Source organism: Burkholderia gladioli (assembly GCF_000959725.1).
Classification (GTDB): domain Bacteria; phylum Pseudomonadota; class Gammaproteobacteria; order Burkholderiales; family Burkholderiaceae; genus Burkholderia; species Burkholderia gladioli.
The window spans coordinates 3,421,357-3,444,330 of sequence record NZ_CP009322.1 but is presented as its reverse complement, the minus strand read 5'-3'; the positions used below and the strand labels follow the sequence as shown (position 1 = coordinate 3,444,330).

Here is a 22,974-nt window from a genome sequence, read left to right as displayed (position 1 = left end):
TCAGGCGGCTTGCGCGCCGAGTTCGGCCGCATGCACGGCTTGCGGCACTTCGACGACGCGTTGCACGAAGATGCCCGGCGTCACGATGTGTTCGGGATCGAGCCCGCCCAGGTCGACCACCTGCGAGACCTGCACGATGGTGGTCTTCGCGGCGCTGGCCATCACCGGCCCGAAGTTGCGCGCCGTCTTGCGATACACCAGGTTGCCCCAGCGATCGCCCTTGAAGGCCTTGATCAGCGCGAAATCGGCGTGGATCGGCGTCTCGAGCACATACTGCTTGCCGTCGATCTCGCGCGTCTCCTTGCCCTCGGCCAGCCGCGTGCCGTAGCCGGTGCGCGTGAAGAAACCGCCGATGCCAGCGCCCGCCGCGCGGATCCGCTCGGCCAGGTTGCCCTGCGGCACCAGCTCCAGCTCGATCTCGCCGGCGCGGTAGAGCGCGTCGAACACCTGCGAATCGGCCTGGCGCGGGAACGAGCAGATGATCTTGCGTACGCGCTTGGCCTTCAGCAGCGCCGCCAGGCCCGTCTCGCCGTTGCCGGCATTGTTGTTGACGATCGTCAGATCGCGCGCGCCGTGCGCGATGAGCGCGTCGATCAGCTCGGACGGCATGCCGGCCGTGCCGAAGCCGCCGATCATGACCGTCGCGCCGTCGTGGATGTCGGCCACCGCCGACTGCAGGGAATCGAAAATCTTGTTGACCATGGCTCTTCCTGAGGGAATCCGCGCCGCGCCACGCGCGCGTCGGACAGCGCGCCGGACTTCCTCCGAAGGCACGCCGCATCGGGCCGTCCTTGGCCCGATTTGTTCGTATTTCGAACTCAGATTCGATTAGCGAACGATGCGGCGATCATAGAATCTCGCTCGCGGCCTTGTCAAGGCGGGGTGATGCGGAGGCGGCCGCGTCGTCGAAGGGCAGGCCGACGTAGTTCTCGGCCAGCGCGCGCGCCGCCGCGGGCGAGCGCGTCACGTACTTCAGCTCGGCCAGCTTGAGGCGATCGACGAAGGGCGTGTCCTCGGGCGAGGCATGCAGCATGTTGGTCATGAAGTAGGAGAAGTGCTCGGCGCGCCAGACGCGTTCCAGGCAGGTCGACGAATAGGCGTCGAGCGGCGCGGCGTCGCCGCGATAGTGGGCGGCCAGCGCCCGCGACAGCGTCCGCACGTCGGCCACCGCCAGGTTCATGCCCTTGGCGCCGGTCGGCGGCACGATGTGGGCGGCGTCGCCGGCCAGCAGCAGCCGGCCATGGCGCATGGTCTCGCACACGAAGCTGCGCATCGGCGTGACGCTCTTCTGCGTGATCGCGCCTTCGGTGGGCGTCCAGCCGCTGCCGTTCGAGAAGCGCGTGTGCAGTTCGTCCCAGATCCGCGCGTCGGACCATTGCGCGAGATCCTCGTCGGGGCGGCATTGCAGGTAGAGCCGCGTGACGCTGGGCGAGCGCATCGAGAACAGCGCGAAACCGCGCTCGTGGTGGGCATAGACGAGCTCGTCGAGCGAGGGCGCCGCGTCGGCCAGGATGCCGAGCCAGGCAAAGGGATAAACGCGCTCGTAGCAGCGCTGCAGCGCCTCGGGAATGGTCTGCCGCGCGATGCCGTGGAAGCCGTCGCAGCCGGCGATGAAGTCGCAATCGATGCGCTCGGCCACGCCGTCCTGGCGCCGGAAGGTTACGGCCGGCCGTTCGCCGGTCACCTCGTGCAGCGCCACCTCGCTCACCTCGAAATGCATCGCGTGGCCCTGCTCGATGCCGGCGGCGATCAGGTCGCGCACCACCTCGTGCTGGCTGTAGACGGTGATCGCGCGGCCGCCCGTCAGCGCCGACAGGTCGATGCGATGCCGCTCGCCCGAGAACAGCAGCTCGATGCCGTGATGCACCAGCCCCTGGCTGCGCATGCGCTCGCCGAGCCCGGCTTCGTTGAGCGTGTCGACGGTACCCTGCTCCAGCACGCCGGCGCGGATCCGGTTCTCGCAATACTCGCGCGAGCGCGCCTCGACCAGCACCGCGTCGATGCCCTGCAGGCGAAGAAGATGGGAAAGCAGCAGCCCGGCGGGGCCGGCGCCGACAATCGCGACCTGGGTACGCATTGTTCGTCTCCTGAACATTGATTCGATTAGTGAAACGGATGTTCGGGCTTCGCCGACTATGCGGCAATGCCATTTTGGAGATATGTTCCATATCGAATTCCGATAGTGGTGAGGCATGTCCGAACTCGACCTGAACCTGATTCCCTACCTGGTAGCGCTCGACGAGACGCGCAACGTGAGCCGCGCCGGCGACCTGCTCGGCGTCAGCCAGCCGCGCGTGAGCGCGGCGCTGGGCCGGCTGCGCGAGCATTTCGGCGATCCCTTGTTCGTGCGCACCTCGCGCGGCATGGAGCCGACGCCGCGCGCGCTGGCCCTGGTGCCGGCCGCGCGCGACGCGCTCGCGCAGATCCGCCGCGGGCTGGTCGCGCCGCACGATTTCGATCCGGCGACCGATACCAGCACCTTTTCGATCGCGTTGTCCGACGTCGGCGAGATCGTGTTCCTGCCCAGGCTGCTGCAGGAGCTGGCGCGGCGCGCGCCGCGCGCGAACCTGCGTTCGGTGTCGCTGCCGCACGCGGAGATCGAGCGCGGGCTGGAGGCGGGGAGCGTCGACCTGGCGGTCGGCTATTTCCCCGACCTGGGCGGCAGCAACTTCTTCCAGCAGCGTCTGTTCACGCATCGCTTCATCTGCCTGATGCGACGCGGCCATCCGCTGGCCGGCAAGCCGCTCACGCTGGAGCAGTTCCTCGCCTGCGGCCACGCCGTGGTGCGCGCCGAGGGGCGCAGCCAGGAGATCCTCGAGCAGCACCTGGCGAAGGCGCGGCTGCAGCGGCGCGCGGTGCTGGAGACGCCGCACTTCATGAGCCTGCCCTTCATCCTGGGCCGCACCGACCTGATCGCCACCGTGCCGCACGCGATCGGTTATGCCTACGTGGCCGAGCACGCCTCGATCACCCTGGTCGAGCCGCCCTTGCCGCTGCCGCGCTTCGACCTGCGCCAGCACTGGCATCGCAAGTACCACAACGATCCGCGCACGGCCTGGCTGCGCGGCATGGTGGCCGACCTGTTCAACGACGCGCTGGACGAATGGCCGAAATGAAGCCCTGCGGGCGCCGTCGAATAACCCTATCCGGGGCAAGGCGCGGCATCGGCGTCAAAACCATGAAACAATGCCCGGTCAGCCGCGCCAGGCGGCAATCCTAGGAGCCCGAGAGCATGTCCAAACGCAAGACCGCCGGCAAGGCGGCAGCCGAGCCCGTGGCCGGCAAGACCACTCAGATCGTCGAGCGCCCGAGCCGCGCCGAAGCCGAGGACGCCGTGCGCGTCCTGCTGCGCTGGGCCGGCGACGATCCCGCCCGCGAGGGCCTGCTCGACACGCCCGCGCGCGTGGCGCGCGCCTACGAGGAATTCTTCAAGGGCTACCAGCTCGAGCCGAAGGACATCCTCGCGCGCACCTTCAGCGAGGTGGAAGGCTACGACGAGATGATCGTGCTGAAGGACATCCGCTTCGAGAGCTATTGCGAGCACCACATGGTGCCGATCATCGGGCGCGCGCACGTGGCCTACCTGCCGAACCACCGCGTGGTCGGCATCTCGAAGCTGGCGCGGCTGGTGGACGCTTTCGCCAAGCGTCTGCAGATCCAGGAAAAGATGACGGTGCAGATCGCCGACACGCTGTTCGAGGTGCTGCAGCCCAAGGGCGTGGGCGTGATCCTCGAAGCCGCCCACCAGTGCATCTCCACGCGCGGCATCCACAAGCCCGGCGTCGAGATGGTCACCTCGCGCATGCTCGGCACCTTCCGCACCGATCCGTCCACGCGTCGCGAATTCCTCTCGATCGTGTCGAATCCGTCCTCGGTCAACCTGACGAACACGTGATGCCGCACGACACCGATCTGCGCGAGGCGCCCGTGGTGCTGGTGACGGGCGCCGCGCGTCGCGCGGGCCGCGCCTTCGCCAGGCACTTCGGCGCGCGCGGCTATCGCGTCGCGGTCCACTACGACCGCTCGGCCGAGGCGGCCGCCGAGGCCGTCGGCGAGATCGGCACGGACGGCGGCGAGGCCATCGCGCTGCAGGCCGACCTGGCCGACGCCGCGGCCTGCGATGCGCTGATCGCGGCTGTCCATGCCCGCTTCGGGCGGCTCGACGTGCTGGTCAACAACGCCTCGGTGTTCTGGCAGGACCACTTCCCCGGCTTCGACCTGGCCGCCTTCGACAGCGCCTGGACAGTCAACTGCCGCGCGCCGATCCTGCTCGCCCGGGCCTTCTACGAGCGTGCCAAGGCCGCCGGCCGGCAGGGCGTGGTGATCAACGTGATCGACCAGAAGATCAAGGAAAACTTCCATCGCGACCACTTCAGCTACACGGTCGCGAAGGCCGCGCTCGGCAACCTGACCCAGATGCTGGCGATGTCGGCCGCGCCGGTGCTGCGCGTCAACGCGGTGTTCCCGGGATTGATGCTGCCCAGCGACGACCAGACCGAGGCCGATTTCGCGCATGCGAGCCGAGCCTCCACGCCGCTGGCGCGCATCGCGGGGCCCGAGGATGTCGCCAACGCGATCCTGCTGCTGACGGGCAGCGCCTACAACGGCGTGGATTTCGTGGTGGATGCGGGACAGAACCTGATTCGCGTCGACCAGGACGTGCTCTACAAGCATCGCTCGCCGGCGCGCGGCAGCTGAGTCGGACGACAGCGTCAGGCGCCTGGTTCGAAGGCGCCTTGATTCGGAACCCTGATCAAGCGGGTCGATCGTTGCTCGCGGCGCATCGCCCTCGATTGCGGCGGCTCCCGAAAAACCTCACCTTCGATACCGTTTGAAACAGGCGCCACGAACGTGGCGCCTGTTTTTCATGCTTCCTGCCTAGGCTTGCGCCTCGCCGTTCTCGCCGGCGCCGCGCTCGCCCTCGCGTACCTTGCCCTGCGCCACGCTGCTGCCCGGCGGCACGCTGTGCGTGAGCCAGACGTTGCCGCCGATCACCGAGCCGCGCCCGATCGTGACGCGCCCGAGGATGGTCGCGCCGGCATAGATCACCACGTCGTCCTCGACGATCGGGTGGCGCGCGTTGCCCTTCACCAGCGTGCCGTCGCCGTCGGCGGGGAAGCTCTTCGCGCCGAGCGTGACGGCCTGGTAGACGCGCACGCGCTCGCCGATGATGGCGGTCTCGCCGATCACCACGCCGGTGCCGTGGTCGATGAAGAAGCTCGGCCCGATGGTCGCGCCGGGGTGGATGTCGATGCCGGTGGCCGAATGCGCGATCTCGTTGATGAAGCGCGCCAGCAGCGGCACGCCGAGCTTGTGCAGCGCATGCGCGAGGCGGTGGTGCATCATCGCCAGCACGCCGGGGTAGCAGAGCAGGATCTCGGTGATGTGCTGCGCGGCGGGGTCGCCCGCGTAGGCGGCCTGGATGTCGCTGACCAGCAGCGCGCGGATCGCCGGCAACTGCTCGCCGAAGGTGCGCGCGATCTCGAACGCGCGTTCGTCGAGCGGGCCCGGCTCCGCATCGGCGTACTCGGGCAGGAACGGCAGCGCGCGGCGCACCTGCTCGTGCAGCACGCGCAGGGTGCTCTCCAGCGTGTGGCCGACGTAGAAATCGACGCTCTCGTCGGTCAGGTCGGGCGCGCCGTAATGCGTCGGAAACAGCGATGCACGCAGGCCGGTCACAATCTTGCAGATCGCATCGCGCGAGGGCAGTTCGCGAATGCCGCGCGGGTGCCGCGTGCGATGCAGCGTTTCGCGCGACTCGCGCAGTTCGGCGACGATCTGTTCAAGACCCCAGCTGCGGGCGAGGGACGAAGAGGACGATTTCGACATGGTGCGGTGGACGGCCGTTCGTAGCATACGTAACGAACGGGCGCGCTGTTTGAAAAAGGTGAATGACAGGATCGACAAGATTACCGCGTTTCGTCCGCGCCCGCGAAACGCGGCCCGCGCCGGGCGCCGACGCGCTCCGTTGCGGCAGCGAGGCACGCGCGATGGCGCCGGGCCAGGCCCGCGCGACTCGGAATCGGGAAACCAGGGCGTGGCGGGCGCGGGGAGCACGCCTAGACCGTCATGCTGCTCGCATCGATCCAGCGCACGGCCCAGTCACGCGCATGGGCGATCGCATCGCCCTCGTCGCCGAAATGGAGATCGGATGGAAAAAAACGATTCGCGACCAGTTCGCCGTCGCTGGATCGGGAGATGACCACGTAAGGCTGGAACGAACCGTCGCTGGCACGCGCCGGAGCGCAATTCAACAGATAGCCGCGATGCGTGAATGCCGTCGTCGTCGAGTGCATGAGTGCGCCCACCTTAAGTCCCTTGCGTTCTTCTTCACTGCCGTCCGTTAAGGGTGCCGCGGTGCCCGTTGCGGGCTGGAGCCGCGCGGCCGGCGCGTGCCGCCGCGCCGTCTCGAAAGGGAATCATACTCTGTCGTCCCGGTGCCTTCTAGTTGAAATAAAACCCGTCGATACTGGACGATCGCGCACGCGCCACGCCTCGGGCATCTCGCCGTCCGAAGGCGGGGTTTTCACCGATCGGCGCGCGCCGCCGCGTTCACGATCCGCCCACATCGTGGAATCTCCACGTCGGCCTCGATGCACCGTTCGATGTCTCTCGATGCGCCGCATCATGCGATACGAACCGCGCGGCTCCCGGAATCGCGTTTGATCCACGGCACTGCAAGCCGGGGCCCGTTCGTATACGCTCCCATCCAGCAAGGCACACACGCCGCCCGGCCTCGGCCGGTCCCTCATTCAACGCACCACGGAGCCACCATGTACCAGCGCATCTTCGTCGCAGTCGACGGCAGTGAAACCTCGCGTCATGCATTCGACTCCGCCCTCGCGCTCGCGCGCTCCGAACGCGCCACGCTGCGCGCGTTCTACGCGGTCGAGAACGCGACCCTCTACTACAACGTGCCCGGCTACGATCCCTCGGTGCTGCGCGCGCAACTGATCGAGCAGGGCGGCGACCTGACCCGCGAATTCGCGCAGCGCATGCAGGACGCCGGCGTGAAGGGCGACGTGCTGACCGGCGAGGCCACCACGCTGGCCGACGTCTCCTCGCTGATCCTCGAGGCCGCCAAGGAGTACCAGGCCGACCTGCTGGTGCTCGGCACGCACGGGCGCCGCGGCTTCAAGCGCCTGGTGCTCGGCAGCATCGCCGAGCAATGCCTGCGGCAGGCCTCGCTGCCGGTGCTGCTGATCCCCTCGGCCGCCTCGCATCCGCCGGCGGCCGCCGCCGAACCGGACAATTCGGAAACCTGATTGCCTTGCCGTAACGCAACCGCGACGCAGCTCGCGTCGCGGCGTTTTGCCGCTCAGCTCATGGAAAACCCGGTGGGACAATGACCCCGTTGTGATTCCCTTGTGCGAGCACCACATGCTGACCCCTACCCCGCTGTCCCCCGTCCGCTCCCGTCCCTCCCCCTCCTGGTCCCCTCACCAGGCCGCGCACTGCTCGACCTGCTCGATGCGCCATCTCTGCGTGCCGCAAGGCCTGAGCAACGATGCCGTCGAACGGCTCGAGACGGTCATCTGCCTGGCACGCCCGGTCCGTCGCGGCGATGCGCTGTTCCGCGAGGGCGACGGCTTCGACAGTCTCTACGCCGTGCGCTCGGGCGCGCTGAAGTCGGTCGCCACGCGTCACGACGGCCGCGAGCAGGTGGCCGGCCTCCATCTCGCCGGCGAGCCGCTCGGCCTCGACGGCATCGCCGACAACCAGCACCCGCGCACCGCCGTCGCGCTCGAGGACAGCACCGTCTGCGTGATCCCCTATGCCCCGCTGCGCTCGCTCTGCTCCGAAACCAGCACGCTGCAGGCGCGCGTGCTCAAGCTGATGAGCGAGCAACTGGTGCGCGAAACCACGCAGTCGATCCTGCTCGGCTCCCTGAACGCCGACGAACGCGTGGCCGCGTTCCTGCTCGACGTGTCGCGGCGCTACCTCGCGCGCGGTTATTCGTCCACCGAGTTCAACCTGCGCATGACGCGCGAGGAAATCGGCAGCTACCTCGGCATCACGCTCGAAACCGTCAGCCGCACGCTGTCGAAGTTCCAGCGCAACGGCCTGCTGTCGATGCAGGGCCGCATCGTGCATATCCTCGATTTCGAAGGCCTGCAGGCGATCTGATCGCGCCTTGCCTCGCGCAGCGCTCCCGCTTCCCACCACGAACGCAAATGGCGCCCATTGGGCGCCATTTTTTCGTGCCGAACCAGCCGGCTCAATCGAGCCAGCGCGCCGCCTGCGTCTTCAGCGCGCGGCTGAACTCGTCGAGCCAGTCGATCGAGAGCCGCCAGCTCTGCCAGTAGAGCTCGATATCGATGCTGCGCCCTTCCGAGAGGTCGATCATCTCGCCGGCCGCCACCTGCCGCTCGATCATCCGGTCCGGACACATGCCCCAGCCGAGCCCCGTCTCGCAGGCACGCAGATAACCGGCCACGTGCGGAATCCAGTGCTTGGGCGGATCGAGATCGGTGCGCACGGCGCGCCGGATGAAGCGCATCTGCAGGCTGTCCTTGGGGCTGAACATCACGCAGGGCGCGCGACGCAGGGCCTCGCGCGTGAGCCCGTCGGAAAAATAGCGTGCATGGAAATCGGGCGAGCACACCGCGTGATAGCGGATCCGGCCCAGGCGCGTGGAGCGGCAGCCCTGGATCGGCTCGGCCTGCGCCGTGATCGCGCCCTGCACGCTGCCGTCGCGAATCCGCTCGGCCGTGTAGTCCTGGTCGTCGATCACGAGGTCGAGCAAGGTGTTGCTCTCGGCGCAGAACGGGCCGACCGCGTCGATGAACCAGGTGGCGACGCTGTCGTCGTTGACGGCCACGCGCAAGGTCGGCCAGGCGCCGACGCTGCCCGGCAGGTGCGGCACGCGCCCGGAAAGCTCGGCCTCCAGCAACTGCACGCGCTCGGTATGCCGGCACAGCAGCGCGCCCGAGGTGGTCGCCACGCAGGGCTGCCCGCGCTTGACCAGCACGCTGCCGACGCGCTCTTCCAGCAGCTTGACGCGCTGCGAGACGGCCGAGGGCGAGACGTTCAGGTCCCTGGCCGCGCGTTCGAAGGATCCGTGCCGGATCACCGCGGCCAGCGCCTCCAGCAGGGCGTAGTCGAGCATTCAGTTTTCCTTCATCGACATTAGGGAAATTAGCTTCGCTTATCCGAAGCCTGCCCGCAGACTAGCGGCAATTTCTGAACGAGTCTACTGCCCCCTCCTTGCCATGAACTGGATTGCCTTCACCCACGGCGCCGCGCTCTGCGCCTCGCTGATCATCACCATCGGCGCGCAGAACGCCTTCCTGCTGCGCCAGGGCATCATGCGCTCGCACGTCGGCAAGATCGTGCTGCTGTGCGCCGCCTCCGACATGCTGCTGATCGCGGCCGGCGTCGGCGGCGCCTCGGTCCTGGTCGAGCGCTACCCGACCTTCATCCACGTCGTGCTCTATCTCGGCCTCGCCTACCTGGCCTGGTTCGGCCTGAGCGCGCTGCGCCGCGCGCTGAAGCCGGGCCACGCGACGCTCGACGTGAGCGGCAGCGCCGCGCCGCCCCCGCAGGGCGCCTGGCCGGTGGTGCTCTCCACGCTCGCGCTGACCTGGCTCAACCCGCATGTCTATCTCGACACCTTCCTGCTGATCGGCACGGCCGGCGCCCGCGAGCCGGACGGCACGCGCGCCGCCTTCGCGATCGGCGCGATGCTGGTCAGCGTGCTGTGGTTCGTCGGGGTGGGATATGGCGCGCGCCTGCTCGCGCCCTGGTTCAGGAAGGCGCTCGCCTGGCGCCTGCTCGACGGCGCGGTGGGCAGCATGATCCTGTGCCTGGCGGCCGTGCAGTTGCGCTGAAGCGGGCCCCGGATGCGAGATCGCCGGCCTGCGCGATACGCAAGGCCGGCGATGTCTTCATCGGGCGATCGCGCCCGGCTCGAGCCGATTCACAGCGCGCGGACGATCCCGCCGTCCACCCGCAGGTTCTGGCCCGTGATGTAGCCGGCGCCGTCCGACAGCAGGAAGGCCACCGTCTTCGCGATCTCCTCGGTCTTGCCGAAGCGCCCCGCCGGGATCCGCGCGACGATCTCGGGCGTTTCCGGCCAACTGTCGATGAAGCCCGGCAGCACCGAATTAATGCGGATCCCCGCGCTCGCGTAACGATCGGCATAGAGCTTGGTGAAGGCGCTGAGCGCGGCGCGCAGCGCCGAGGACACCGGCATGGCCTGCTCGGGCGCGTCGGCCGCGAAGCTCGAGATGTTGACCACCGCGCCGCCGCCCTGCTTCTCGAACACCGGCGTCACGCGACGCAGCACGCGCGCCACGTTCAGCACGACCAGATCGAGGCCGAGATGCCATTGCTCGTCGCCGATCGCGAGCAGATCGCCCTTGGGCGGATGACCGGTGTTGTTGACGACCGCGTCGATGCGGCCGTACCTGGCGAGTGTCTCGTCGACGAAGCGCCCGATATCGGCATCCTCGGTGACCGAACCGGCGATGCCGAAGCCGCCCAGTTCGGCGGCCAGCTCGACGGCGCTGCCCGAAGGCGACATCAGCGCGACGCGATAACCGCCGGCGGCCAGCTCACGCGCGATCGCGGCGCCCATGCCCTTGCCGGCGGCGGTGACGAGTGCAACTTTTTCTGCAGACATGTTTTCTCCTGGGTTGAGAATGGGCGGCCCAGGCTCCGGCCGTCCCGTGCATGCCGCACTGTAGGACGCGCAAACGCCGGTGTCGAACCATCAATTCTGCTTAGAGTCAGGAGAATTTCTACTGCCTTTGCAAATCCCGCGAGGGTCGGCTGTTCCGCCAGGAATTGAAGCCCGATGCAGTATGTCGCGATCGCATCGGGCGCCCGTCCACCACCAGTTTTTCTACAGGATATTCAGCGCGCCGCGCCGGTCCAGCGTCGATACTGCCGCGTCTGGCAGGCATTGGCCAGGCGTTGCCGGACCAGCGCGCCGACCGGCCAGACGTCCGGCCGGGTACGACGGCCGCGGCTCAGCCTCACCAGCTGGTACTTGACCATCGCCATGTTGGCCATCGCGCCGAGCATCTTGTTCTTCAGCGTGACCGGCCGCAGCACCGGCACGATCTCCTCGCCGGCGCGCCAGCGCCGCGGCAGCGCCGGATCGATCGACATGGCGGTGGCGATGCCGGCCATCGCCACGCCGCTGGCCAGCACCTGCTCGACCACCGCGCGGCGCCGGATCCCGCCCGTCACCATCAGCGGCACGCGCGAGACGGCGGCGATGTCCTCGGCGAACTCCAGGAAATAGGCCTCGCGCGCGAGCGTGCGGCCGTCGCGCGCCTGGCCCTGCATAGCCGGCGCCTCGTAGCTGCCGCCCGACAGCTCGATCAGGTCGACGGCGAGTTCGTTGAGCATCGCCACCACCTGTTTCGCGTCCTCGGGGTCGAAGCCGCCGCGCTGGAAATCCGCCGAATTCAGCTTCACCGACACCGCGAAACCGGGGCTCACCACCGCGCGCACGGCGCGCACCACGTCCAGCAGCAGCCGCGCGCGGTTCTCGATCGAGCCGCCCCAGCGATCGCCGCGCCGGTTCGACAGCGGCGAGAGGAACTGGCTCAACAGGTAACCATGCGCGGCGTGGATCTGCACGCCCGTGAAACCCGCCGCCTCGGCCAGTTGCGCGGTGCGCGCGAAGCGCCGCGTGACCTCGTCGATGCGCGCCTCGTCCATCGCCTCGGGCACCGGGAAACGGTTCGAGAAGGCGCCCATGTCGAGCGGCACGGCCGAGGGCGCGATGGTCGGCTGGCCGAGCTCGGCCGGCATCTGGCGCCCGGGATGGTTGATCTGCATCCACACCTGGGCGCCGCCCGCGCGCGCTGCCTCGGCCCAGCGCCGGAAGCGCTCGAGGTGCGCATCTTCCTCGAGCACCACGCCACCCGGCCCCGTCATCGCGCGGCGGTCGATCATCACGTTGCCGGTCAGGATCAGCCCGGCGCCGCCCTCGGCCCAGGCGCGATACAGGCGCAGCAGCGCCTCCGAAGGGGCATGATCGGCATCGGCCAGGTTTTCCTCCATCGCCGCCTTCGCGAGGCGGTTCGGCACGGTCGCGCCGTTCGGCAGTGTCAGCGAATTGAAAAGTGTCATGAGCGGCTCCCCGCATTGAATGCCGCCCACGATAAGTTTAAAGTTCGCTTGAATGTCAAGCCCCGGGAGGCAGCGATGAAGATCGGCGAACTGGCGAAACGCAGCGGCCTCGCGCCGTCGCGGATCCGCTTCTACGAGGCCAGCGGCCTGCTGCGCGCGGCGCAGCGCCAGGCCAACGGCTATCGCGAGTACGCGCCCGAGGCGCAACTGGTGCTGGCCCTCATCGTGCGCGCGCAGGAAGCCGGCTTCTCGCTCGGCGAAATCCGCAGCATGCTGCCCGACGACCTGGCCGACTGGCGACACGCCGACCTGGTACCCAAGCTGCGCGCCAAGGTGGCCGATATCGAGGCCATGGAGCAGCGGCTCGCCGCCAGCAAGGCGCGGCTGCTCGAGGTGATCCGGCAGGTCGAGGGCAAGCCCGACGAGATGGCCTGCCGCGACAATGCCAAACGCATGCTCGACGAACTGGTCGCCGCGCCGCCGGCGGCATCATCGCCCGCCCCCTCCCCCTTGCCGCCCGAGCACGCCGACACGGCGAGCTGAGCCCGGGCCGGTTTCACGCCTTCACAATCCACGCCGCGGCCAGTTGCGGAACGAGACGATCGCCAGGCTGACCGCGATCGAGCCCGTCGCCGCCCGCGGCGCCGCTTCGCCGAGCGGTTCGACGAATCTCGCCCGCGCGCGCTTGCCGACCGTCGATTCGGTCGGCACGCACTGATTCCCCAGCTCCACCCCGGTGGCCCCGTCGCGGCCAGTCTCCCGCTCGCGCGGCTCCGCCGCGGCCCCCGCATGGGTTCCGGTCGGGCATGAATCGAAATGTCGGGCGCACATGGCAAATCCTTCGAGGCAGCAGGAGCCCGTATTGAACGCGGCGGCGATCGATCCGTAAAATGAATGTTTTGAGCGATTCGATAACCACGCAGAATGGAACTGAAACTGCTGCGCGCCTTCCTGACTGTCACCGAGCTGCGCCATTTCGGCCGCGCGGCCGATGCGCTGCACATGAGCCAGCCCGCGCTGAGCAAGCAGATCGGCGCGCTGGAGGCGAGCCTGGGCGGCCGGCTGTTCGAGCGCGGCCGGCACGGCGCCGAGCTGACGCCGTTCGGCGACGCCTTCCTGCTCGATGCGCAGGCGCTGGTGCGCGATGCCGACGAGATCCTGGCCCGCGCGCGCGAATCGAGCAGCGGTCGGCGCGGCCATCTGCGGATCGGCATCTGCCTGTCGGTGCTGACCCTGGTGCCGCCGCTGATCGCCGAGTTCCGGCGCCAGCACCCTTCCGTCTCGGTCACGCTGAGCGATCTCTCCTCGGGCGAACAGACGCGGCGCCTGCTGGCCGGCAAGCTCGAAGCCGGCTTCATGCGCATGCCGGCGCAGGCCGTGGAAGGCCTGTCCTCGTTCAAGGTGGTGGAGGAAAACCTCGCGCTGGCGCTGCCGCCGCAACTGCCGCCGATCACCCCGGCCCAGTTGCCGGCCAGGCTGGCCACGCTCAACGAGATCGGCTTCATCGCGCTGCAGCGCTCGCGCGGCGCCGGCCTGGCCGCGCAGGTCGAGCGCTGGTGCCGCGCGCGCGAGTTCGTGCCGAACGTCAGCCAGCAGGCCGAGGACGTGCAGTCGGTGCTGGCCTCGGTGGCGGCCGGCGCCGGCGTCGCCTTCATTCCCTCGCGCGCGCGGCACCTGCTGCGCGACGCGGCCGTGCTCGAGCTGCGCGATCGCGATGCGCGCTGGCGCGTCGGCCTGGCCTGGCCCGACACGCGCCAGGACCCGGTGATGGAGCGCTTCGTGTCCTTCGTGCGCGCGGCACTGCGCAAGGCCTGAACCGACGGGACCTCGCGCAGCGCCGCGTGCCGCGCGCCGTCGATGCCGACGCACTTCCGCCCGACGTTCACTCCACCGGTGTCGACGGGCTGTCGCCGTGCGTCAGCACCTCCCACTGCACGTTGTGGCCGTCATTCGCCTCGGCGGCCGGAATGATGTCGTCGAGCAGGTGCGCCTTGGTGGCCGGCAGGGACATGCCCTTGCGGATCGCATAGGCGTTGTAGGCCCGCACCATGGTGCCCTTCAACACCGGCACGAACTGGTTCGCATGCCCCGAGACGTCGGTGCAGAGCGCGCCGAGGTAGGCATTCGGCACCGGCTGGTAGGCCGTCTGCGAGGTGTTGCGGGTGCCGTGCAGCAGCTTCGAGAGGAATTCGAGCGAGGTGGTGAGGCGGTCCGCGAACACGGCATAGAGGTCGGTGCCCTGGATATAGGCCGTCTCGGCCGCGTTGAAGGTGGCGGCCATGCCGAGCCCGACGTGCTGCGTATCGCGGCAGGTTTCCTGCGTGACGCCGCTGACCTGCGCGTTGAACACGGTCTGGCCGTTCCAGCCGCCCGGGCTGCCGGAGAACTTGACCGGCCCGCCGCCGTCCTTCGCGGCGTTGTAGTAATAGGCCGACATCCACTGGCGGAAGGTGCCGGTGGCGGTGTTGAACAGCGATTGGTCGTCGTTGTAGACGGCGATGCCGATCATCCCGTCGATCATGCTGAGCTTCCAGTTGCCGTTGCCGCCATTGCCGTTGCTGCCGGTGATGTAGGGCAGGTGCTGGGTGCTCAGCATGGTGCCGAAGGCCTTGGCGTCGCTGGCCGACCAGCCGCTGTAGGTGTAGCGGATGATCTCGGCGGCGGCCGGCCAGACCTCGGCGGCCCAGGCCGATTGCAGCGGCGCGTTGGCGCCGCGATGGCCGCCCTTCAGGTTGCGCGCGTAGAAGTTCATGATCGACACGGCGTTCTTCGCGTAGGTGCTGTCGCCCGTCAGGTACCACATCAGCGCCTGCGTGTAGGCCGCCGTCATGTCGCCCTGCTCGGCCTTGCAGCCGTGATCGTTCGAGGACACCGCATCGCACGAGATATAACCGCCGTCGAGCGTGCCGGCAATCTTGTAGGTTTTCGAGGCCCAGCTGCTGCCCTTCATCTGGTTGAAGGCATTGACGAACAGCTTGTTGTTCGCGGCGATCTGCCCTTTCACGTAGTCGAGGCGCGCCTGCGTGACGAGGATGCCGGGGTGCTTGAAACCCGCCGCTTGCGCGTTGCCGCCGGCCGCGCCGAGCGCCAGCATCGCCAGCGCGCCGCCTGCCATCATCGAGACCTGGAATCTTCGCTTCATGTCATCTCCTGGGTTGCTATCGATATGGATTGCCGATCGACCGGCTTGCGGCTGCCGTGACGATCGAAGTCGCCTTTCGAGCTTGCCCCTTGCATCGGCGGGTGGGCACGACCCGCTCGCGCGACGGCCCTCGACGCGCGTTTCACGCATCGCGGTGCCTACATCGGGCAGGCGCCGCGACGCTCGATTCGGATGATGGGTTCAGGCGCCGGAGCGCGTCGCGCGCAGGCTGCCGTCGTCGCGCGTGCCGTCGCGCATCGGCATGGCCGCGTCCGGCAGCGGCTTCGTCGCCCGCGCGCTGCGCACCAGCAGCGTGCCGATGGTGCCGACCGCCAGCGCGCAACCGAGAAACACCAGCCGCCCCCAGGCAGGATTCGGAATCGCCACCATCGCCAGCAGGCCCGCCGTCATCCCCTGCGTGATGCGGCCGAGCTTGAGTCGCTGCAGGCGATCGAACTCGCCCTGCAGGCCGTCGCTGTGGACGGGCGTCGCGTAATCGCGCCAGAACTTCGACAGCACGCCGGCGCGGGCCGCGTCCGGCTGGCGATGGAACAGCCGCGTGGCGACGAAGAAACCGCCCGTCAGCACGCAATGGCAGAGCACGGCCCACATGGTGTCGAACTCGGAAGTCTCGCGCGCGCTCAAGCCCCAGCCGAACCAGCGGCTCAGCTCGTGGCCCGAGATCACCGCGCTGCACAGGCAGGACACGCCTAGCCCGACCACCAACGTGGCCCAGCCGGCCCAATCGGGCACGCGCCGGATCAGCAGGCCGAGGAACAGCGGCACCACGATCGGCAAGGTCGCCAGGGTGCCCACCCGCATCATCAGCGTGAACAGGCTCAGGCCCTTCAGGTGGGAGAAGCCCAGCGCGATCACGATGATCACCAGCCCGTTGATCACGTTCATGCCCTTGCCGGCCAGCACCGATTCGCGCTCGGACAATGCGCGAGCGCCGCGGATCACCGGCTGGTAGAAGCTGCGCACGAAGATCCCGGCGTTGTGGTTCAGCGCCGCGTCCATCGAGGCCATGGTGGCCGAGAACATGCCCGCCATCAGCAGGCCGACCGTGCCCAGCGGCATCGCGCGCTCGACGAACACCAGGAACACCGCGTCGCCCGACTTGGACCCCAGGTCGTGCGCATGCGCGACGGCCGCATCGGGGTAGAGGATCGCCGCGGCCCAGGGCGGCACCATCCAGATCAGCGCGCCCGCCGTCATCAGCACCAGCGCGAACAGCGCCGCCCGGGTCGCGTTGCGCGAATCCTTGGCGTTCAGGAATCGATAGGCATCCTTCATGTTGTTGATGGCCAGCATCTGCTTGACGCACAGGAACAGGAAGGAGCCCACCAGCAGACTGCCGTGGCTGTAGTCGGGCCCGGTGAGGAAATCGGCCGGAAAGCGCGCTACGATCTCGCCCGGCCCGCCTAGCTTGACCAGTGCGACGATCGCGCAGGCCACCGACATCACCGCCACCACGATCGACTGCACGAAGTCGGAGGCGACCACGCCCCAGGCGCCGCCGAGGAAGGACAGCGCCAGCACCGACAAGCCGGTGAGCCAGAGCGTGGCGCCCAGGTGGAAGCCCGTGACGGCCGAGAAGAACACCGCCAGCGCGTTGAGCGAGACGGCGCCCTGCAGGATCGACAGCGGAATCACCGACCAGGTGAAGAACTGTTCGTTGCCGCGCCCGAAGCGCTGGCGGATCGCCTGGGTGGGCGCGTCGCAACGCAGTTGGCGGAAGCGCCTGCCGAACCAGAAGGTGGCGACCAGGTAGCCGACGCAGTTGCCGATATAGACGTAGCAGGCCGGCAAGCCGTTGCGGAAGGCCTCGCCGGCGGCGCCGGTGAAGGTCCAGGCCGAGAACTGGATCATGAACGCGGAGCTGCCGACCATCCACCACAGCATGCGGCCGCCGCCGCGAAAATAATCGCTGGCCGACTGGCTGGCCATCTTCCTGAACGCGGTGCCGATCGCGAACATCAACAGGAAATAGCCGGCCACCACGGCGATATTGACGTCCATCTGTCTCGTCCTTCTCGTTCTTGATATGGATGCCGAAACGTCTGCCGCGCCAATGCCCGAACGACTTCCCCCAACCGACACGACGACACGCTTCGCGAGGATTCCCGGACTTGCCGCCCGGGCCGGCATGAAGGCAATCTAGCACGCATCCGGAACGATGGTCCGAATCGAAATGCACTGAGCCGCCTATCGTTTACCCCTGAAAATCAAGGTCGTATCGATAAAGCACTGGCATTTCCATCAGTCATCTTTTTTGACAGCGATTTCTTTTTGATTGAATTCGAAACGATGTTCCGCAAATTTGATCGATGTGATTCAATGCCGGCTGCAATGAAAACGACAAGCTGGGCACTGGAGGAGAAATGAAGCAAGACGGCCCGCCCGTAGCGGCGATCCGGCGCCGCATGGTCTGCCGGTCCATGGCGCGGCGCATGTGTCGGCAGGGAGTCACGACGACATGCTGTCTTGTGGCGACGACGACTTCATGGAAGCGCTGATGCGCTCGCAAGCGCACGACCGCTTCGCGTGGTAGTGAAAGCGCATGGCATGGCCGGGTCCGATGGCCATGCCGGCTGCGCGCCGTCGCTCAGCGCGACGCGGGCCAGGGGCCGCGATAGCCGATCCGCGCGGAGATCGCCTGGGCGGCCTCGCGCAGCAATTCGACGTAGTGAGTGCGCGTGTTCGCGCCGCAGCGCATGGTGGGAAACGAGATCGAGAGCGCCGCGACAGCATTGCCGAAGCGATTGAAGATCGGCGCCGCGAGACAGCGCAGCCCTTCCTCCTGCTCCTCGTCGTCCTCGCCGTAAGCCTGCCGCCGAACCTGCGGCAGGATCGCGACCAGCGCCTCGGCCGAGCCGAGCGTGCGCGCGGTGGAAGGCTTGAACTCGACGCGCGCGAGCGTTTCGCGCACTTCGTCATCAGGCATGAAGGCCAGCAGCACCTTGCCGATCGCGGTGCTGTACAGCGGATTGCGGCGGCCGACGCGCGACTGCATGCGCAGCCCGTAATCGGCGTCGATCTTGTGGATGTAGATGATGGCGTCCTCGTCGAGCGCGCCGAGATGGATCGCCTCGCGCGTCATCGAGGCGATATGGCGCATCTCGAGATCGGCCTCGCGCACCAGGTCGACGCTCTCCAGCGCCTTGGCGCCGAGCTCGAACAGGCGGATCGCGAGCCGGTAGTGCTCGCCCGCGCCATCCTCGCCGGCCACGCGCGCCACGTAGCCGAGCGACTCGAGCGTCTGCAGCAGGCGCTGCACCACCGGCCGCGACATGCCCAATTGCTGGGACAATTCCGCCGCGCCCGCCGTGCCGCTCGCGCCGAGCGCCGACAGGATCGTGAAGACCTTGCCGACCGCCGCGACCGATTCGGTCCTGTCCGCGCCGGGCTCGGCCGGCGTCTCGCCTTCCGCCTGCTTGCCGCCGCGCGACCTGGGCATTGATGTCATGTCCGCCTGTCCGTGAGATCCGAAACCGCCAAGCATAACGCCTCGCGCGGGCCGATCGCCAATGCGGCGCACACGAGGGGCTTGAATGTGGGTTATCGGCGACGCTCGCATGCACCGGAACCGCTGGACCTGAAAACGGCCCGGCCGCGCATGCCAGCGCGGCCGGGCCGTGTCATCGAGGCGCGACGCCTCAGTTCAGGCGCGTCTTCAGCTCGTTGGCCATCGCCTTCATCGCCGCCTTGGTGGCCGGATCCTCGGCCAGCGCGTTCAGCAGTCCGAAGTCATGGATGGTGCCGTCGTAGCGCGTGGTGGCAGCCTCCACGCCGGCCGCGTCGAGCTTGCGTCCATAGGCTTCGCCCTCGTCACGCAGCACGTCGAACTGCGCGACCTGGATCAGCGCGGGCGGCAGGCCCTTCAGCTCGTCGAGCGAGGCGCGCAGCGGCGAGGCGTAGATCTCGTTGCGTTGCGCTTCCTTCTTCGTGTACGCGTCCCAGAACCACTTCATCATCGGCCGCGTCAGGAAGTGATCCTTCTGGTACGCGACGTAGGAGCCATCGTTGAAGTTGTGGTCCGTCACCGGCCAGAGCAGGCCCTGGAATCGGATCGCCGGGCCGCCCTTGTCCTTCGCCATCAGGGCCACCACCGCCGCCATGTTGCCGCCGACGCTGTTGCCCACCACCGCCAGGCGGCTGCCGTCCACGCCGATCTCGTCGCCGTGCGCGGCCACCCACTTGGTGGCGGCATAGGCCTGGTTGATCGCCACCGGGTACTGCGCTTCCGGCGAAGGCGTGTAGTTCACGAACACCGCCACCGCGCCGGATTGCACCACCAGGTCTCGCACCAGCCGCTCATGGGTCGGGAAGTCGCCGAGGATCCAGCCGCCGCCGTGGAAGAACATGAACACCGGCGGCTTGCCCTTCACGCCTTCCGGACGCACGATCGTGACCGGCACGCTCAGGCCGTCCTGTTCGATGGTGCGGTTCGACACCTCAATGCCCGACAGATCGACCTTCACGCTGTTCTGCGCACCCACCAGCACCTGCCGCGCCTTTTCCGGCGACAGGGTCTCGAGGCCCGGGCCCTTCTGGCTATTGAGGGCGGCGAGGAAGCGGCTCGTGACCGCATCGGGCTGGTCGACCGGCGCGGCCGACGGGGTGTGCGAGCCGGCCGTGCCGGCGGCGAACGCGGAACTGGCGGCGGCAATCGCGACGGCAATCAACAGCGGCTTGACGATCTTCATGATGGACTCCTGGGCAATGGGCCCGAATGGTTTGGCCTGGATGGCGGATTTCGATGCGGGGAGAAGCGAGCGCCGGCGATCAGACCAGCGTGAGCGTGACGTCGATGTTGCCGCGCGTCGCGTTCGAGTACGGGCAGACGATGTGCGCCTTCTCGATCAGCGCCTGGGCCGCTTCGCGCTCCATGCCGGGCAGCGAGATCTTCAGTTCGACCTCGATGCCGAAGCCGTTCGGGATCGCGCCGATGCCGACGCTACCGTCGATCGCGACGTCGGCCGGGATCTTGATCTTGTCGCGCGCCGCGACGAACTTCATCGCGCCGAGGAAGCAGGCGCTGTAGCCGGCCGCGAACAGTTGTTCCGGGTTCGCGCCTTCGCCGCCGGCACCGCCGAGCTCGCGCGGCGTGACCAGCTTGAAATCCAGCTTGCCTTCGGGCACCACGGCGCGGCCGTCGCGGCCACCGGTGGCGTGAGCATGGGCGCGGTACAGAACGTTTTCGATCGACATGACTGACTCCTGTTGGATGAATGAACCAGGCCGGGGCGGAACCCTTTCCGCCATCGCCGGCTGAACTGCTCGCCGCGCCACTATCGACTACTAGATAGACAACACGACTCAAAAAATGCAGACCTTGCCGTCTGCGCTGTTTCCTGCAATTTTATCTACCAATAGATAGATAACCAGCTTCAATAAAAAGGCGGTGAACCGCCTTTCGATCTTTTTACCTACCTCCGCCGCGTCAGGGCGCTTTCTTCCACGCCTTCTCGACTTCGTCCAGGCGCGCCTTCGACTTGAACAGCCGGCTCGCCAGCACCGCGCCCTGGAACGCGGCGTACAAGGTGCGCGCCGCATGTTCGGGCTTGCCGCTGAACACCAGCGTGCCGTCGGCCGCGCCCTGCTCCAGCAGCGCCGCGAGCCATTGCTCGTTCGCGTTGAAGAACGCCTGCACCGCCTGCCGGACCGGCTCGGGCAGCGATTCGATATCCGCCGCCAGCATGCCGCACAGGCAGATCTGGTTGCCGTCGCCGAGCGTCTTGCCGAACAGCTTCGTGTAGCGGCTCAGCTTCTCGTCGGCCGGCAGCGAGGGGGAAATGGCAGCGACGCCGTTCATCACCGTCTCGCTGTACTCGCGCACCGCTTCGAGCACCAGGTCGTCCTTCGATGGAAAGTAGTAGTGGATGCTCGAGGTCTTCACCCCCACCCGCTCCGACAGATCGCGATAGCTGAACCCGTTGTAGCCGAGGAGCATGATCAGCTCGATGGCGTGTTCGAGAACCTGTTCGCGGACTGGCGTTTTCGTTTCCATGGGTCGTAATTTATCTACTGGAAGATAGAGAGTCAAGCGGTTTTTCGAAAAATTTTCCTAGGGACGCCGCGGAAGCGGGCGGGCAGCCCGCCGGAGCTGGGATCACGTGTCGCTCCGCTCGGCGCCTATAGCCGCGTGATCGGAAAACACGGTTTGATCCGACAGCCCGCACCTTAAACCTATACGTAGGGATAGCGAGGCCGACCGTCTCCCGTGACGTCGATCACACCTCGTGACGATTTTCCCGCCGCGCCCCCGTCGATACAGTCTCCACCAGATCGCAGTCATATCCCAGAGCGATCGAGGCCCGCCCGGCACCCCTATCCCAAGCACCGCACGCTTCGCGTAGACGCTGCGGTGTGCCGAGGTGACGCGCGCTGCATTTTCATCGACACGACGAAAGTCTTCTCGGTTTTTTACGGTTTTTCATGGAGATCACAGCTGACAACATCGCTGCAACGCACAAGACATCTCGAATAGCCAAACCATCATCATGAAATCATCCAAGCGATTTTCCTTTTCCCGTCTGACTGCCATCGCGACGCTTGCGTCCGCGGTATGGATCGCGGCCGGCTCGCCACCGGCCGTCGCGCAAGACGCCGCCGCCGAGCCTGCCGCCAAGACGCTCGCCACCGAACGCACGTCCGGTTCATTGGAAACGGTGGCGACATTCAGCGGCCCGATGCCGACCGGCGTCACCGTCGCCGAGGACGGACGCATCTTCGTCAACTATCCACGCTGGGGAGACGACGTCCCCTTCACCGTGGGCGAACTGAAAAACGGCACCGTCGTGCCGTATCCGAACGCGGAAATCAACCGGCCCGACGCATCGCGGCCCGCCGGCCATTTCCTGAGCGTGCAGAGCGTCGTCGCCGATTTGAATGGCCACGTCTGGGTACTGGATACGGCAGCACCCAAATTCGCCGCGCCGCTCAAGGGAGGCGCGAAGCTGGTTGCCATCGACCTGGCGAGGAATCGCGTCGTCAAGACCATCGTGTTCCCGGCCGACGTCATGCGAGCCGACACCTACGTCAACGACGTGCGCTTCGATTTCCGCATCGGCAAAGCCGGCGTTGCGTACGTGACGGACTCGTCGCTGTCCGGCGTCGGCGGTCTGATTGTCGTCGACCTCGCTTCGGGCCATGCCATTCGCCGCCTCACCGGCGACGTCTCCACATCGGCGGACCCCGCATTTTCCCCTGTCGTGGAAGGCGAATCGCTGCGCGTCCGCAACGCCGACGGCACATCCAAGCCGTTCTCGGTGGCGTCGGACGGCATCGCGCTGTCTCCCGACGGACAGACGCTCTACTACTGCCCGCTTTCGAGCCGCCATCTTTATTCGGTCCCGACCTCCCTGCTGCGCGACATGTCCGTCACGGAAGCCGAACTCGCCGCCGCAGTCAAGGATCTCGGCGAAAAAGGAGCCTCCGACGGCCTCGCCGCCGATGCGAACGGCACGATATATGCCGGCGACTACGAACGTGACGCCATCAGGGCGTGGCACCCCGGGGGCGAGTGGCGAACCCTGGTGCACGACCCCCGCATCCTGTGGCCCGACACACTGGCGGTCGGCCCGGACGGCTATCTCTACTTCACCGCCAATCAGTTACATCGCCAAGCCGGTTTCCACGCGGGAACGGACCAGCGCCAAAAGCCTTATGCCCTGTTCCGTGTTCGCGTGGATGCCGAGCCGGCCCCGACCCACTGAGCCCCTTTCATCCCACCCGGCAAA

At 67.5% G+C, this 22,974-nt stretch carries 23 protein-coding genes; 9 read left to right on the top strand and 14 right to left on the bottom strand.

The annotated features are described in order from the left end of the window. Positions 1–702 (bottom strand): 3-oxoacid CoA-transferase subunit A, encoded by a 702-nt coding sequence (locus BM43_RS14870; RefSeq protein ID WP_013688935.1) that lies wholly within the window; start codon positions 700–702, stop codon positions 1–3. Positions 703–847: 145 nt separating this feature from the next. Then, on the bottom strand, positions 848–2,077 hold the full coding sequence (locus BM43_RS14865; protein WP_036054986.1) for a 4-hydroxybenzoate 3-monooxygenase: 1,230 nt from the start codon (positions 2,075–2,077) through the stop codon (positions 848–850). Positions 2,078–2,192: 115 nt separating this feature from the next. Between BM43_RS14865 and BM43_RS14860 the strand changes: the two genes are divergently transcribed. The 3 genes from BM43_RS14860 (at position 2,193) to BM43_RS14850 (ending at position 4,698) form a co-directional block, all read left to right on the top strand. Next, positions 2,193–3,116, top strand: coding sequence for a LysR family transcriptional regulator (locus BM43_RS14860; RefSeq protein WP_036054989.1), 924 nt, complete (start codon positions 2,193–2,195; stop codon positions 3,114–3,116). 116 nt (positions 3,117–3,232) lie between these two features. After that, positions 3,233–3,895 (top strand): GTP cyclohydrolase I FolE, encoded by a 663-nt coding sequence (gene folE / locus BM43_RS14855; protein ID WP_013688932.1) that lies wholly within the window; start codon positions 3,233–3,235, stop codon positions 3,893–3,895. Then, entirely contained in the window at positions 3,895–4,698 is an 804-nt protein-coding gene (locus BM43_RS14850; RefSeq protein WP_036054991.1) for an SDR family oxidoreductase, read from the top strand. The genes folE and BM43_RS14850 overlap by 1 nt, the downstream gene beginning before the upstream one ends. Positions 4,699–4,878: 180 nt before the next feature. Here the strand turns inward: BM43_RS14850 and epsC are convergent, their stop codons facing one another. Further along, positions 4,879–5,829 carry a serine O-acetyltransferase EpsC gene (gene epsC, locus BM43_RS14845; protein ID WP_013688930.1) on the bottom strand — a complete coding sequence of 317 codons (951 nt, stop codon included), beginning with the start codon at positions 5,827–5,829 and terminating at the stop codon, positions 4,879–4,881. Positions 5,830–6,059: 230 nt separating this feature from the next. Then, positions 6,060–6,296, bottom strand: coding sequence for a hypothetical protein (locus BM43_RS14840; RefSeq protein WP_013688929.1), 237 nt, complete (start codon positions 6,294–6,296; stop codon positions 6,060–6,062). 477 nt (positions 6,297–6,773) lie between these two features. Between BM43_RS14840 and BM43_RS14835 the strand changes: the two genes are divergently transcribed. Together BM43_RS14835 and fnr are read left to right on the top strand one after the other, a co-directional pair. Beyond that, on the top strand, positions 6,774–7,265 hold the full coding sequence (locus tag BM43_RS14835) for a universal stress protein (RefSeq protein ID WP_013688928.1): 492 nt from the start codon (positions 6,774–6,776) through the stop codon (positions 7,263–7,265). A gap of 115 nt (positions 7,266–7,380) precedes the next feature. Further along, complete coding sequence (fnr, locus tag BM43_RS14830; protein ID WP_013688927.1) at positions 7,381–8,127, top strand: fumarate/nitrate reduction transcriptional regulator Fnr; 747 nt, start codon at positions 7,381–7,383, stop codon at positions 8,125–8,127. 91 nt (positions 8,128–8,218) lie between these two features. On the opposite strand, the gene BM43_RS14825 is transcribed toward fnr, so the two are convergent. Then, positions 8,219–9,109 carry a LysR family transcriptional regulator ArgP gene (locus BM43_RS14825; RefSeq protein WP_013688926.1) on the bottom strand — a complete coding sequence of 297 codons (891 nt, stop codon included), beginning with the start codon at positions 9,107–9,109 and terminating at the stop codon, positions 8,219–8,221. A gap of 103 nt (positions 9,110–9,212) precedes the next feature. Here BM43_RS14825 and BM43_RS14820 point away from each other — a divergent pair, with 103 nt between their 5' ends. Next, positions 9,213–9,830, top strand: coding sequence for a LysE/ArgO family amino acid transporter (locus tag BM43_RS14820; protein ID WP_036054993.1), 618 nt, complete (start codon positions 9,213–9,215; stop codon positions 9,828–9,830). An 89-nt stretch (positions 9,831–9,919) separates the two neighbouring features. Here BM43_RS14820 and BM43_RS14815 read toward each other — a convergent pair whose 3' ends face one another. Beyond that, positions 9,920–10,624, bottom strand: a complete 705-nt coding sequence (locus tag BM43_RS14815; RefSeq protein ID WP_036054995.1) for an SDR family oxidoreductase — start codon at positions 10,622–10,624, stop codon at positions 9,920–9,922. Between the two features lie 233 nt (positions 10,625–10,857). After that, positions 10,858–12,087, bottom strand: a complete 1,230-nt coding sequence (locus BM43_RS14810; protein WP_036054996.1) for an NADH:flavin oxidoreductase/NADH oxidase family protein — start codon at positions 12,085–12,087, stop codon at positions 10,858–10,860. A gap of 75 nt (positions 12,088–12,162) precedes the next feature. On the opposite strand from BM43_RS14810, the gene BM43_RS14805 reads away from it, so the two are divergent. Beyond that, entirely contained in the window at positions 12,163–12,630 is a 468-nt protein-coding gene (locus tag BM43_RS14805) for a MerR family transcriptional regulator (RefSeq protein ID WP_036054998.1), read from the top strand. 21 nt (positions 12,631–12,651) lie between these two features. On the opposite strand, the gene BM43_RS40455 is transcribed toward BM43_RS14805, so the two are convergent. Beyond that, positions 12,652–13,062, bottom strand: a complete 411-nt coding sequence (locus BM43_RS40455; protein ID WP_124083600.1) for a hypothetical protein — start codon at positions 13,060–13,062, stop codon at positions 12,652–12,654. Between BM43_RS40455 and BM43_RS14800 the strand changes: the two genes are divergently transcribed. Beyond that, on the top strand, positions 13,012–13,902 hold the full coding sequence (locus BM43_RS14800; RefSeq protein WP_017919345.1) for a LysR family transcriptional regulator: 891 nt from the start codon (positions 13,012–13,014) through the stop codon (positions 13,900–13,902). The two genes, BM43_RS40455 and BM43_RS14800, sit on opposite strands and share 51 nt — an antisense overlap. 67 nt (positions 13,903–13,969) lie before the next feature. Here BM43_RS14800 and BM43_RS14795 read toward each other — a convergent pair whose 3' ends face one another. From BM43_RS14795 to BM43_RS14770, 6 genes are all read right to left on the bottom strand, one after another. Next, positions 13,970–15,229: an alginate lyase family protein gene (locus BM43_RS14795; RefSeq protein ID WP_052409110.1), complete on the bottom strand. Its 1,260-nt coding sequence runs from the start codon at positions 15,227–15,229 to the stop codon at positions 13,970–13,972. A 201-nt stretch (positions 15,230–15,430) separates the two neighbouring features. Then, positions 15,431–17,251, bottom strand: a complete 1,821-nt coding sequence (locus tag BM43_RS14790) for a sodium:solute symporter family transporter (RefSeq protein ID WP_063769139.1) — start codon at positions 17,249–17,251, stop codon at positions 15,431–15,433. Between the two features lie 586 nt (positions 17,252–17,837). Then, positions 17,838–18,698 carry a DNA-binding transcriptional regulator KdgR gene (gene kdgR, locus BM43_RS14785; RefSeq protein ID WP_036055001.1) on the bottom strand — a complete coding sequence of 287 codons (861 nt, stop codon included), beginning with the start codon at positions 18,696–18,698 and terminating at the stop codon, positions 17,838–17,840. A 190-nt stretch (positions 18,699–18,888) separates the two neighbouring features. Further along, entirely contained in the window at positions 18,889–19,938 is a 1,050-nt protein-coding gene (locus tag BM43_RS14780) for an alpha/beta hydrolase (protein WP_036055004.1), read from the bottom strand. A 79-nt stretch (positions 19,939–20,017) separates the two neighbouring features. Beyond that, positions 20,018–20,443: an organic hydroperoxide resistance protein gene (locus BM43_RS14775; protein WP_013688918.1), complete on the bottom strand. Its 426-nt coding sequence runs from the start codon at positions 20,441–20,443 to the stop codon at positions 20,018–20,020. A gap of 232 nt (positions 20,444–20,675) precedes the next feature. Continuing rightward, complete coding sequence (locus BM43_RS14770) at positions 20,676–21,242, bottom strand: TetR/AcrR family transcriptional regulator (RefSeq protein ID WP_025100761.1); 567 nt, start codon at positions 21,240–21,242, stop codon at positions 20,676–20,678. 493 nt (positions 21,243–21,735) lie between these two features. On the opposite strand from BM43_RS14770, the gene BM43_RS14765 reads away from it, so the two are divergent. Next, a complete protein-coding gene (locus tag BM43_RS14765; RefSeq protein WP_042284220.1) occupies positions 21,736–22,950 on the top strand; it encodes an L-dopachrome tautomerase-related protein in 1,215 nt (404 codons plus the stop codon). Positions 22,951–22,974 lie beyond the last annotated feature (24 nt).